Genomic DNA, 11,948 nt, shown 5'->3' on the forward strand with positions numbered 1-11,948 from the left:
CGTGGGAATGAATCCCGTGACGCTCCGCGTCACATAACGGCGGACGCGGAGCGTCCATGGCGGCATTCCCACGCGGACGGTTCGACGCCTCGACGTGGGAACGATCTGAATCGCAGGGCTAACGACCGAGGTAAACCTCGATCACGCGCTCGTTGTCCTGCACCTGTTCCAGTGATCCTTCGGCCAGCACGCTGCCCTGATGCAACACGGTGACGTGGTCGGCAATCGAACCGACGAAGCCCATGTCGTGTTCCACCACCATCAGCGAGTGCTTGCCCGCGAGCGACTTGAACAGCTCGGCGGTGAATTCGGTTTCGGCGTCGGTCATGCCCGCCACCGGTTCATCGAGCAGCAGCAATTGCGGGTCCTGCATCAGCAACATGCCGATTTCCAGAAACTGCTTCTGCCCATGAGACAGCAGCCCGGCGGGGCGATTGACCGAAGTGGTCAGGCGAATCGTGTCGAGCACTTCGCTGATCCGGTCTTTCTGCTCGCCGCTCAACCTCGCCCGCAGGCTGGCCCACACCGACTTGTCGGTTTTCTGCGCCAGCTCCAGGTTCTCGAACACGCTCAATGCTTCGAACACCGTCGGTTTCTGGAACTTGCGACCGATGCCGGCCTGGGCGATCTGCACTTCGCTCATCTGCGTCAGGTCGAGGGTTTCACCGAACCACGCTTTGCCGTGGCTTGGTCGGGTCTTGCCGGTGATCACGTCCATCAGCGTGGTCTTGCCCGCGCCGTTGGGGCCGATGATGCAGCGCAGTTCGCCGACGCCGATGTACAGGTTCAGATTGTTCAGCGCCCGGAAACCGTCGAAGCTGACGCTGATGTCTTCCAGGGTCAGGATCGTGCCGTGGCGGGTGTCGAGGCCCGGACCGACGCGTTGCCCGAGGCCGATCGAGTCGCGGCTGGTGCCTTCGTCCTTGTTCGGTTCCACCGGGAAAAAGGCCGGTTCCAGCATGAATTCAGCGCTCGCCGTGACTCTCATGATTCACCTCGTTTCTTCAGCAGACCGATCACACCCTTGGGCAGGTACAACGTCACGACGATGAACAGCGCGCCGAGGAAGAACAGCCAGTATTCGGGGAAGGCCACGGTGAACCAGCTCTTCATGCCGTTGACCACACCGGCGCCGAGCAGCGGGCCGATCAGGGTGCCGCGCCCGCCAAGGGCCACCCACACGGCGGCTTCGATCGAGTTGGTTGGCGACATTTCGCTCGGGTTGATGATCCCAACCTGTGGCACGTACAACGCACCGGCCAGGCCGCACAACACTGCGCTCAAGACCCAGACGAACAGCTTGAAGCCGCGCGGGTCGTAGCCGCAGAACATCAGGCGATTTTCCGCGTCACGCAACGCGGTCAGCACCCGGCCTAACTTGCTGCGCGCCAGCCGCCAGCCGATGAACAGACTCGCCACCAGCAGCAACACCGTCGCCAGAAACAGCACCGCGCGCGTGCCGGGTTCGGTGATGCCGAAACCGAGGATCGTGCGGAAATTGGTGAAACCGTTGTTGCCGCCGAACCCGGTCTCGTTGCGGAAAAACAGCAGCATCCCGGCGAAGGTCAGGGCCTGGGTCATGATCGAGAAATACACGCCCTTGATCCTTGAGCGGAAGGCGAAAAAACCGAACACCAGCGCCAGCAACCCCGGCGCCAACACCACCAGGCACATCGCCCAGAGGAAGTTACCGGTGCCGCTCCAGTACCACGGCAATTCCGTCCAAGACAGAAAGGTCATGAACGCCGGCAAGCCATCACCGGCAGCCTGGCGCATCAGGTACATGCCCATCGCATAACCGCCGAGGGCGAAGAACAGACCGTGGCCCAGCGACAAGAGACCGGCGTAACCCCAGACCAGATCCAGTGCCAGGGCGACGATGGCGTAGCAGAGAATCTTGCCGACCAGCGTCAGGGTGTAAGCAGAAACGTGCAGTGCACTGTCCGCCGGCAACAGCGACAGCAGCGGCAGAGCGATCAGCAAGGCGAGCACCACCGCGCCGATGGCGAGGGTGACTTTCGGGCCGGCCTTTTGTGTGGCCGTGACTACTAGAGGCTGGTTCATCAGTCGATCACCCGTCCTTTCAGTGCGAAGAGGCCTTGCGGACGTTTCTGGATGAACAGAATGATCAGCGCGAGGATCAGGATCTTGCCGAGCACCGCACCGATCTGCGGTTCGAGAATCTTGTTGGCGATGCCCAGGCCAAATGCGGCGAACACGCTGCCGGCCAGTTGCCCGACGCCGCCGAGCACCACCACCAGGAACGAGTCGATGATGTAGCTCTGGCCGAGGTCCGGGCCGACATTGCCGATCTGGCTCAGGGCCACGCCACCGAGCCCGGCGATGCCCGAGCCGAGGCCGAAGGCGAACATGTCGACGCGCCCGGTGGGCACGCCGCAGCAGGCGGCCATGTTGCGGTTCTGGGTGACGGCGCGCACGTTCAGGCCGAGGCGGGTCTTGTTCAGCAGCAGCCAGGTCAGCACCACCACGAACAACGCAAAGGCGATGATCACGATGCGGTTGTACGGCAGCACCAGATTCGGCAGCACCTGAATCCCGCCGGACAGCCACGCCGGGTTCGCCACTTCAACGTTCTGCGCACCGAACACCAGTCGCACCAGCTGAATCAGCATCAGGCTGATGCCCCAGGTGGCGAGCAGGGTTTCCAGTGGGCGGCCGTAGAGGTGACGGATCACCGTGCGCTCCAGGGCCATGCCGATGGCGGCCGTGACGAAGAACGCCACCGGCAGCGCGATCAGCGGATAGAACTCGATGGCATTCGGCGCGTAGCGCTGGAACATCAGCTGCACGACGTAGGTCGAGTAGGCGCCGAGCATCAGCATTTCGCCGTGGGCCATGTTGATCACGCCGAGCAGGCCGAAGGTGATCGCCAGGCCAAGTGCCGCGAGCAACAGAATCGAACCGAGGGACATGCCGCTGAAGGCCTGGCCGAGCAGTTCGCCGACCAGCAGTTTGCGCTTGACCTGGGCGAGGCTGGTTTCGGCGGCGGTGCGCACGTTGGCATCGGTTTCGACGCCGAGTTCGAGCAGGCCTTCGAGGCGGGTGCGGGCCAGTGGATCGCCGGTTTCACCGAGCAGACGCACGGCTGCGAGGCGTACCGCCGGGTCAGTGTCGACCAGTTGCAGGTTGGCCAGCGCCAGGCTCAGGGCGGCGTGGACGCTTTCATCGGTTTCGCCAGCCAGTTGCTGGTCGAGAAATTTCAGCTGCGCCGGTTTGGCGCTTTTCTGCAATTGCTGCGCGGCAGTCAGACGGGTTTTGGCGTCGGCGGCGAGCAATTGGTGGCTGGCCAGCGCGGTGTCGATCAGACCCCGCAGGCGGTTGTTCAGGCGCAGGGTTTTGGGTTGGCCGTCGACGGTCAGTTCGCCTTGTTGCAGGGCATTGATCAGTTCGACACGCGCCGGATCGGGCTGCGCGGCCCAGGCTTCCAGCAGTTTGGCCTGTTGCGTCGGGTTGGCGGCGACGAAGTCTTCCGCATCTCCGGCATGGACGGCCATCGGCAGCAAAAGTGCGACGGCCAGGATCAAGCGGTAAAGGGCAGTGGGCATAACGGGCATTCCTGTATTGATCGTTCCCACGCTCTGCGTGGGAATGCCTCAACGGACGCTCCGCGTCCGCTCTTGGGACGCAGAGCGTCCCCGGCTGCATTCCCACGCAGAGCGTGGGAACGATCAGGTTGAGCGGGTTAACTCAGTTGCTCTTCACCGCATACTCCGGCTTCTTGTCATTACCCGGAATGAACGGGCTCCACGGCTGCGCCCGAATCGGCCCCTCGGTCTGCCACACCACGTTGAACTGACCGTCGCTCTGGATCTCGCCGATCATCACCGGTTTGTGCAGGTGGTGATTGGTCTTGTCCATGGTCAGGGTGTAGCCGGACGGCGCGGCAAAGGTCTGGCCGCCGAGGGCTTCGCGGACCTTGTCGACGTCGGTCGATTTGGCTTTCTCCGCCGCCTGCGCCCACATGTGGATGCCGACGTAAGTGGCTTCCATCGGGTCGTTGGTCACCGCTTTGTCGGCGCCCGGCAGGTTGTGTTTCTTCGCGTAGGCTTTCCAGTCGGCGACGAACTTCTTGTTCACCGGGTTATCCACCGACTCGAAGTAGTTCCACGCCGCGAGGTTGCCCACCAGCGGCTTGGTGTCGATGCCGCGCAGTTCTTCTTCGCCCACCGAGAATGCCACCACCGGTACGTCGGTGGCCTTCAGGCCCTGGTTGGCCAGCTCTTTGTAGAACGGCACGTTGGAGTCGCCATTCACGGTCGAGATCACAGCGGTCTTGCCGCCGGCCGAGAATTTTTTGATGTTGGCGACGATGGTTTGATAGTCGCTGTGGCCGAACGGGGTGTAGACCTCTTCGATGTCCTTGTCGGCCACGCCTTTGGAGTGCAGGAACGAGCGCAGGATCTTGTTGGTGGTGCGCGGGTAGACGTAGTCGGTGCCGAGCAGGAAGTAGCGCTTGGCACTGCCACCTTCTTCACTCATCAGGTATTCAACCGCCGGGATCGCTTGCTGGTTCGGCGCGGCGCCGGTGTAGAACACGTTCGGCGACATCTCTTCACCTTCGTACTGCACCGGGTAGAACAGCAGGCCGTTGAGTTCTTCGAACACCGGCAGCACCGATTTGCGCGACACCGAGGTCCAGCAACCGAACACCACCGCGACCTTGTCCTGGGTCAGCAACTGCCGGCCCTTTTCCGCGAACAGCGGCCAGTTCGACGCCGGGTCGACCACCACCGGTTCGAGCATCTTGCCGTTCACCCCGCCCTTGGCGTTGATCTCGTCGATGGTCATCAACGCCATGTCCTTGAGCGACGTTTCGGAGATCGCCATGGTGCCGGACAACGAATGCAGAATCCCGACCTTGATGGTCTCGGCGGCCTGTACGGTCCAGGTCATGCCCATCGCGGCAATGGATGCCGTGAGTGTGAAAGCCTTGATCAAACTGCGACGCTTCATTGTGCGATCTCCATGAACGTTAAAGTTTTTTATGGTTGGCAGATGCGAACGACTGAAGGCTGTTTTGCAAGGGCTGTGCCCGGTCGGGTTTGGGCAGGGAAATGTCGGTTTAGAGCGGTTGCGCACGAAGTCGGCGCACCATGAGGGGACGTGTTGCATGCAAAGGTGCAACGGGGTGCGCCAGATTGGGGCGCACCCGGAGGATTCAGCGGCGGCGCATCAGGCCGATGAAGAACAGCCCGCCGAGGGCAGCGGTGGCAACACCGATGGGCAGGTCTTCGGGGGCGATCAGCGTCCGCGCCGCGACGTCGACCCAGACGAGGAAAACGCTGCCGAGCAACACGCACACCGGCAGCAGACGCCGATGCTCGGCACCGATCAGGCGCCGGGCAATGTGCGGCACCATCAGCCCGACAAAACCGATGGAGCCGCTGATCGACACCAGCACCCCGGTCATCAATGAAGCAATCACGAACACCCGCAGACGCACCGCCCGCGCATTCAGGCCGAGGGTGACGGCGGTCTGTTCGCCGGCCATCAAGGCGTTCAGCGGACGGGCCATGCCGATCAGCAGAATCAAGCCAAGCAACACGCTCAGCGCCGGCACCGCCAACAACTCCCAGCGCGCCAGACCAAGGCCACCGAGCATCCAGAACATCACCGCCGAACTGGCGCGGTGATCGCCCATGAACAACAGCAGGTTGGCGATCGCCATCATCACGAACGAAACGGCCACGCCACACAGCAGCAGACGATCACTGTCCAGCCGACCCTGCCGATTGGCGATGCCCAGCACCAGAAACATGCTCAACAACGCGCCGATGAACGCGGCGATCGGCAAGGTCAGCAGGCCGACGATTTCGCCGATGTGCAGTACCACGATCACTGCGCCGAGGGTGGCACCGGAGGTGACGCCAAGCAGGTGCGGATCGGCCAGCGGATTTCGCGTGACCGCTTGCAGCACCGCGCCGATCAACGCCAGCCCGGCGCCCACCAATGCACCGAGCAGCATGCGCGGCACGCGGATCAGCCAGACGATGTGTTCCTGGCCGGCGCTCCAGTCCGGCACACCGAGGCCGAACAGTTTGTGCAGCAGAATCCGCCACACCACGTCCACCGGCACCCGCGCCGGGCCGAAACCCAGCGATACCACGCAGGACACCAGCAATACGGCACCGAGGGCGATCAGCAGCAGCGCATAGCGACGGTCGATCATTCGCCGTGGAAACCTTTGGCCAGGGTTTCCACCGCCAGCACGTTGTCGATCCCCGGCGTGGCCTGCACGTAAGGGATGACGATGAAGCGCTGGTTCTTGATCGCGTCCACCGATTGCAGCGCCTTGTTCTTCAGCAGGAATTCAATCTTTTGCTCGGCGGTGATTTCGCTGTAGTCGACGATCACGATCACCTGCGGATTGCGCTCGACCACGGTCTCCCAGTTGACCCGGGTCCAGCTCGCTTCGACGTCATCGAGAACGTTGCGCCCACCGGCCGCGTCGATCAGCGCTTGCGGCATGCCGAGGCGGCCGGAGGTCATGGCGCGGTCTTCGCCGCTGTCGTACAGGAACACCCGTGGTTTTTCAGCGGGCAGGTCTTTGCGGATTTCGGCGACCTGACTTTGCATGTCAGCGATCAGCGCGTTGGCGCGATCCTGCACGTCGAAAATCTTTCCGAGGTTGCGCAGGTCGTTGTAGGTGTCGTCCAGCGTCGCGGCCGGGCGCTTCATCACGAAGGCGCAGGACTCGGTCAGTTCATACACATTGATGCCCAGCGGTTGCAGGGTCTGCGGCGTGAGATCGCCGCCGACGCGCATGCCGTAATCCCAGCCGGCGAAGAAGAAATCGACGTTGGCGTTGAGTAACGTTTCCACCGACGGGTACTTGGCTGCCAGCTCCGGCAGACCGTCGAGAAGACTCTGCATTTCAGGCGTCACCGACTTCCAGCCACTGACGCCGCTGTAGCCGGCCATTTTCGGCTTGAGGCCGAGGGCGAGCATCATCTGGGTCATGTTGATGTCGTGACTGACCGCGTGTTTCGGTGCTTGCTTGAAGGTCACTTCGCGGTTGCAGCTCTGGATCGTCAGCGGGTACTTCGTGGCCTCGGCAAAGGCTTGGGTGGTGCCCAGCAGCAGAGCGAGGCAAAGCAGGGAGCGCACAGTCATGGTCGGGTTATCCAGGTGATTCGCGGGTAGCCGTGAAGGGGGTGAGGATCGATCAATGCTTCGACGCCGAACACGTCGCGCAGCAATTCAACAGTGAGGACTTCTTGCGGGGTGCCGCTGGCGACGATGCGACCGTGGTTGATCACGTACAAGCGGTCGCAGAACGCGGCAGCCAGGTTCAGGTCGTGGATGCTCGCCAGCGTGCCGATCTGCAAACGCTTGACCAGTTGCAGCAGTTCCAGCTGATAGCGCGGATCGAGGTGGTTGGTCGGCTCGTCGAGGATCAGCAGTTGCGGTTGCTGGGTCAGGGCCCGGGCGAGGATCACGCGTTGTTTTTCACCGCCGGACAGCGTGGCGAATGCGTGGTCTTCGAAGCCGTCGAGGCCCACGGATTTGAGGGCCTGGGTGGCGAGGTGGCGGTCTTCCAGCGTGTCGCCGTCGAACAGGCCTTTGTGCGGCGTGCGGCCCATGGCGACCACTTCTTCGACGGTCAGGCCGAAGGCGTCGGGGAATTCCTGCAGCACCACGGCGATGCGTTGCGCGCACCAGCGCGAGGATTGCTTCCACACGTTGTGGTGATCGAGTCTGACCTCACCGGTTTCCGGCTGACTGAAGCGGTAGGCGCAACGCAACAGGCTGGTCTTGCCGCTGCCATTGGGCCCGATCAGCCCGACGAACTCACCGGCGGCCACTTGCAGCGAGGCGTCACGCAGCTGGAACTGGTGATGACAGTGGCCGTGGCCCAAGGGGGACCAAGCGAGATTAGTGAGGGACAGTGAGGTCATGTGAGGTTCAGTGTGATTTCCAAGGTTATGTCTGTCTGGTAGATCCATCCCCCTCACCCCAGCCCTCTCCCCCAAGGGGGCGAGGGGGAAAGGGAGCCGATCTTCGTGCTCTTCAAATCCTGAGTTCGACTCGGTATTTCAGGTCGGTGTAACTTGCCCAAACACCTCGGTCAGCCCCGTCCATAGGGGAAATGGGAGCCGATCTTCGTGCTCTTCAAATCCTGAGTTCGACCCGGTATTTCAGGTCGGTGTAACTTGCCCAAACACCTCGGTCAGTCCCCTCTCCCTCCGGGAGAGGGCTAGGGTGAGGGCGGGGCCAGTGAGTCAAAAGGTGTAGTCAGCCGTGACAAAGAACGAACGAGGTTCACCCAGAATCCACTGCTGGCCCTCATTGTATTGGCTTTGCGCATATGTCCGGTCAAACAGATTGTTCACCTGCAACCCCAGCGTGGTGTTGCGCAGGGCTTTCCACGACAGCGTCGCATCGATCACGGTGTAGCTCGGCAGCTCGTTATGGTTGGCCATGTCGGCGTAGCGCGCATCGACATAACGCACGCCGGCGCCGGCTTTCAGGTCATCGGTCAGCGCCTTGCTCAGCCACAGATTGGCGGTGCGCCGTGGTACGTCCACCGGACGATTGCCATTGCGCGACACCGGCACGCCGCCGACCACTTCTTCAAAATCGTCGTACTTGGCCTTGACGATCGCCGCGTTGGCTTGCAGTTGCCAGGCGTGTGGCAATTGCAGATCGAGGCTGGCTTCCAGGCCGTTCGACGATTGCTGGCCGACCTGCTGCTTGAGCGTCGGGTTACCGGGATCGTCGGTCAGCAGCTTCTTCTTCACGATGCGATACGCCGCCAGCGTGAATTCGCCACGCTGATCCCAGAACAGCTGCTTCAGGCCGATCTCGGTTTGCCGCGCGGTGGACAGGTCATATTGCTGCTGGCTCGGGCTCAGGGAAATCAGACCGCCGATGCCATCGGTGCTGGTGGCGACCTGGCCATAGAACGAAGTGTCCTGCGTCAGCGCGAACACCAGGCCGGCCTTCCAGTTGTTGCCGGTCAGGGTCTTGTCACTCTGGCTGCCGTCGACCAGGTTGTTGCGATCCACATGCACGTAGTCGCGGCGCACACCGGTTACCAACGACCAGCGTTCGCTCAGTTGCGTGCGGTTTTCGGCGAACACCGACATCTGTTTGGTGGTGCTGTCGAATTGATCGCGATACGGGTCGGCGCTCTCGAAATAACCGGTTTGCGGGTGATAGCGATCCAGCGGCTGACCGTTCGGCAATACGTCATTGAATGGCGAGTTGCTGTCGAGCTGGAAGCGTATGCGGTTGTAGTCGACGCCGGTCACGGTCTGGCTGTCGAGGCCGAACAGCGAATGCTTGAAGGTGAAGGTCTGGCGGTCGCCGACCTGTTCCTGTTTGTGGCCGATGCCGAAGTAACCGCTGCGGCTGAGTTGTTGGCTGCCAGCGTCGAAGTTGTAGTTCTCGGCGTTCTGCCAGCGGCGTTGGGCCTTCAGGTAGTACAGCTCGTTGCTGGCGCTGACCGTATCGTTGATCTGCCAGTCGGTGGTCAGGCGCGTCCATTGATCGTTGTAGTGCTGCTTGTCGTCGCGCACGTTGTAGTTTTTGTTGCGCAGGCCGTCTTTCAACTGGCCGTTGATCAGCGGCGTGCCGAAGTAGTTCTGCGGGCGCTGGTCGCCGTAATCGTGAGCGAGGGTGAAGGTCAGGTCGTCATTGGCCTGCCAGCGCAGGGCGGCGCAGATGAAGTCGCTGAATGAATCACCGCGATCGACCCAGCCATTGCTGCGCAGGCGGTTGAGGTTGAGGCGATAGCTCAGGGTGTCGGTCAGCGAACCGCCGCTGTCGAACGCCTGTTGCTGGCGGTCGAACGAGCCGTAGCCGACGCGCACGTGGTTTTCGATTTCGCCTTCGAACGGTTTCTTCGGGATCACGTTGACCACCGCACCGGTCGCGCCTTCGCCGTACAGCACCGAGGCCGGGCCGCGCAGGACATCGACGCGCTCCACCGACCAAGTGTCGACCGGGAACGTCACGGTGCCCATGCCGGTGTACATGCGGTTACCGTCATACAACTGCATCACCGAACTCTGCCCAGTAAAACCCCGAGCCTGCAACGAGGTGCCGCCATCGCCCGGCGTGCCGGTGCGGCTGATGCCGGTGCTGCGCGACACCGCGTCCTGCACGCTGCGATCGCCACGGGCGCGGACTTGCTCGCCGCTGAGGCTTTCGACGCTGGCCGGGGTTTCCATCGCGCTGAGGTTCAGACGCGAGCCGGCACTGGTCGGCGTGGTCAGGCTGACGGTCTGGTCGTCATTGGCCGGGGCGGTGATGGTGCCGGTGGGCAGCGTCAGCGGGGCATTGTCGGCGTGGGCGCTGTTGTTCAAGGCGAACAGACAGAGGCTGGACAAGAGGTACTTGTTCATCGGGGCGGTGAATCACTTCTTCAAAAGAAAAGCCCGCAGGCTCATGACAGTGCATGGCTGCGGGCAGAGCAGCAAATTTGCGTTATACAGTAACACTAAAAATTGCCGGAGTTTAAGCCCCGGCAGTTTAAAGATCTGTCTAAATCGCGCATCTCGCCTGTTTCATGATGAAGTTGAGGCAGATTCAGCTTGTCGGCCCAGACGCGACACCAGCAGCCGATCCAGCAACCACACCACCACCAGCGAAGCCCCCACCAGCGGAAACACCACCGCCAGAACCAGCATGATCGCCACCCCGGTTTTCCACTTCGGCAGATCGTGGCGCAGCGGCGGCACGCCGAACTTGCCCTGTGGCCGACGCTTCCACCAGATCACCACGCCGCTGACGGCGCTGAGCAGGATCATCAGGCAGATCAGCAGCACAATGATCTGGTTGAAGGTGCCGAACATCTTGCCTTCGTGGAGCATCACGCCGATCTCGGTAGCGCGGGCAACAGCGCCGTACTGCTCGAAGCGCACGTCGGCCAACACCTTGCCGGTGTACTGATCGATGTGCAGGGTCGCGTCGTTACGCGGGTCGTCGGCGAATACCGCGATGGTGAACACACCGGTGGCAGTGGTCGGCATTGTGATGCTGTAGCCCGGCTCGACCTTGCGCTCGATGGCGATGTTTTGCACATCCTGCAGGCGGATGGTCGGTGCAGCGGGGCCGTGTTGCATGCCGCCGTGGGCCATGTGTTCGGCGTGGTCGCCGGACATCGGCATCGGGGTGTTTTCCATCGCCCACGGTACGGTCTGGCGGGCGGCGTTGTTGAGGCTGCCAGCCTCGACGTCGGAGGTCGGCACGTTGTTCCACATCGCCGCCGGGAACACGTTCCACACCTGCGCGTATTGCTTGCCCCAGAAGCCGGTCCAGGTCATGCCGCTGAGCAGCATCACCAGCAGCAATGCGGCGCCCCAGAATCCGGTAACGGCATGCAAATCACGCCACAGCACGCGGCCGCGACTGCTCAGGCGTGGCCACAGAATCCCCGCGGCCTGACCTCGCGGCCACCACAGGAAAACCCCGGACACCACCAGCACCACGCCCCAGCCTGCGGCCATTTCGATCAGTCGGTCACCGACGGTGCCGATCATCAGTTCGCCGTGAATCGCCCGGGCGATGGCTTGCAGGTTCTGCCTGGCATCCTGCTCGCCAAGGATGTCGCCGTGGTACGGATCGACGAACACGTTCAGCTCATGGCCGGCATTGGCCACGACAAACTGCGCGCTGCGCTCGGCATTCACCGGCGGCAGGTACTGAGTGACCTGGCCCTGTGGATAAGCGCTTTTGACCTTTTGCAGCAAGTCGTCGGCCGGCACCGTGTGATGCCCGGCGGGGACGTTCAGCAGGCTGCTGTACATCAGCGAATCGAGCTGCGGTTTGAACAGGTAAATGATGCCGGTCAGGGCCAGCATCACCATGAATGGCGCGACGAACAATCCGGCATAGAAATGCCAACGCCAGGCCAGGTTGTAGAAATTCGGTTTGGGCTGTTTCATCACGTGTGCTCCGCTTGGCTTGGATCTTCTAGTTGT

Annotated in this window: 9 protein-coding genes; all 9 read right to left on the reverse strand. The window is 62.2% G+C overall.

Annotation, left to right across the window (positions count from 1 at the left end):
- Positions 1 to 118: 118 nt before the first annotated feature.
- Entirely contained in the window at positions 119 to 988 is an 870-nt protein-coding gene (gene urtD / locus EIY71_RS10570) for an urea ABC transporter ATP-binding protein UrtD (protein ID WP_085746541.1), read from the reverse strand.
- Positions 985 to 2,064 carry an urea ABC transporter permease subunit UrtC gene (urtC, locus tag EIY71_RS10575; RefSeq protein ID WP_134021653.1) on the reverse strand — a complete coding sequence of 360 codons (1,080 nt, stop codon included), beginning with the start codon at positions 2,062 to 2,064 and terminating at the stop codon, positions 985 to 987. Before urtC ends, urtD begins: the two co-directional genes overlap by 4 nt.
- Positions 2,064 to 3,566 carry an urea ABC transporter permease subunit UrtB gene (gene urtB, locus EIY71_RS10580; RefSeq protein WP_085746543.1) on the reverse strand — a complete coding sequence of 501 codons (1,503 nt, stop codon included), beginning with the start codon at positions 3,564 to 3,566 and terminating at the stop codon, positions 2,064 to 2,066. The genes urtC and urtB overlap by 1 nt, the downstream gene beginning before the upstream one ends.
- 142 nt (positions 3,567 to 3,708) lie before the next feature.
- Positions 3,709 to 4,974 (reverse strand): urea ABC transporter substrate-binding protein, encoded by a 1,266-nt coding sequence (gene urtA / locus EIY71_RS10585; RefSeq protein ID WP_085746544.1) that lies wholly within the window; start codon positions 4,972 to 4,974, stop codon positions 3,709 to 3,711.
- 205 nt (positions 4,975 to 5,179) lie between these two features.
- Positions 5,180 to 6,190, reverse strand: a complete 1,011-nt coding sequence (locus EIY71_RS10590; RefSeq protein ID WP_085746545.1) for an iron ABC transporter permease — start codon at positions 6,188 to 6,190, stop codon at positions 5,180 to 5,182.
- Positions 6,187 to 7,134, reverse strand: coding sequence for an ABC transporter substrate-binding protein (locus EIY71_RS10595; protein ID WP_085746546.1), 948 nt, complete (start codon positions 7,132 to 7,134; stop codon positions 6,187 to 6,189). The genes EIY71_RS10590 and EIY71_RS10595 overlap by 4 nt, the downstream gene beginning before the upstream one ends.
- The gene (locus EIY71_RS10600; protein ID WP_085746547.1) at positions 7,131 to 7,919 is read right to left on the reverse strand and encodes an ABC transporter ATP-binding protein; all 789 of its coding nucleotides are present in this window, start codon (positions 7,917 to 7,919) and stop codon (positions 7,131 to 7,133) included. Before EIY71_RS10600 ends, EIY71_RS10595 begins: the two co-directional genes overlap by 4 nt.
- Positions 7,920 to 8,243: 324 nt before the next feature.
- Positions 8,244 to 10,370: a TonB-dependent siderophore receptor gene (locus EIY71_RS10605; protein WP_085746548.1), complete on the reverse strand. Its 2,127-nt coding sequence runs from the start codon at positions 10,368 to 10,370 to the stop codon at positions 8,244 to 8,246.
- 162 nt (positions 10,371 to 10,532) lie between these two features.
- Entirely contained in the window at positions 10,533 to 11,912 is a 1,380-nt protein-coding gene (locus EIY71_RS10610; protein WP_134021655.1) for a PepSY domain-containing protein, read from the reverse strand.
- Positions 11,913 to 11,948: the final 36 nt, after the last annotated feature.

The organism is Pseudomonas sp. CH235, assembly GCF_004368175.1.
GTDB lineage: Bacteria > Pseudomonadota > Gammaproteobacteria > Pseudomonadales > Pseudomonadaceae > Aquipseudomonas > Aquipseudomonas paraglycinae.

Excerpts from the sequence above, each read along its gene's own strand:
- urtD (WP_085746541.1), bottom strand. The coding sequence starts at position 988 with ATGAGAGTCACGGCGAGCGCTGAATTCATGCTGGAACCGGCCTTTTTC.
- urtC (WP_134021653.1), bottom strand. The coding sequence starts at position 2,064 with ATGAACCAGCCTCTAGTAGTCACGGCCACACAAAAGGCCGGCCCGAAA.
- urtB (WP_085746543.1), bottom strand. The coding sequence starts at position 3,566 with ATGCCCACTGCCCTTTACCGCTTGATCCTGGCCGTCGCACTTTTGCTG.
- urtA (WP_085746544.1), bottom strand. The coding sequence starts at position 4,974 with ATGAAGCGTCGCAGTTTGATCAAGGCTTTCACACTCACGGCATCCATT.
- EIY71_RS10590 (WP_085746545.1), bottom strand. The coding sequence starts at position 6,190 with ATGATCGACCGTCGCTATGCGCTGCTGCTGATCGCCCTCGGTGCCGTA.
- EIY71_RS10595 (WP_085746546.1), bottom strand. The coding sequence starts at position 7,134 with ATGACTGTGCGCTCCCTGCTTTGCCTCGCTCTGCTGCTGGGCACCACC.
- EIY71_RS10600 (WP_085746547.1), bottom strand. The coding sequence starts at position 7,919 with ATGACCTCACTGTCCCTCACTAATCTCGCTTGGTCCCCCTTGGGCCAC.
- EIY71_RS10605 (WP_085746548.1), bottom strand. The coding sequence starts at position 10,370 with ATGAACAAGTACCTCTTGTCCAGCCTCTGTCTGTTCGCCTTGAACAAC.
- EIY71_RS10610 (WP_134021655.1), bottom strand. The coding sequence starts at position 11,912 with ATGAAACAGCCCAAACCGAATTTCTACAACCTGGCCTGGCGTTGGCAT.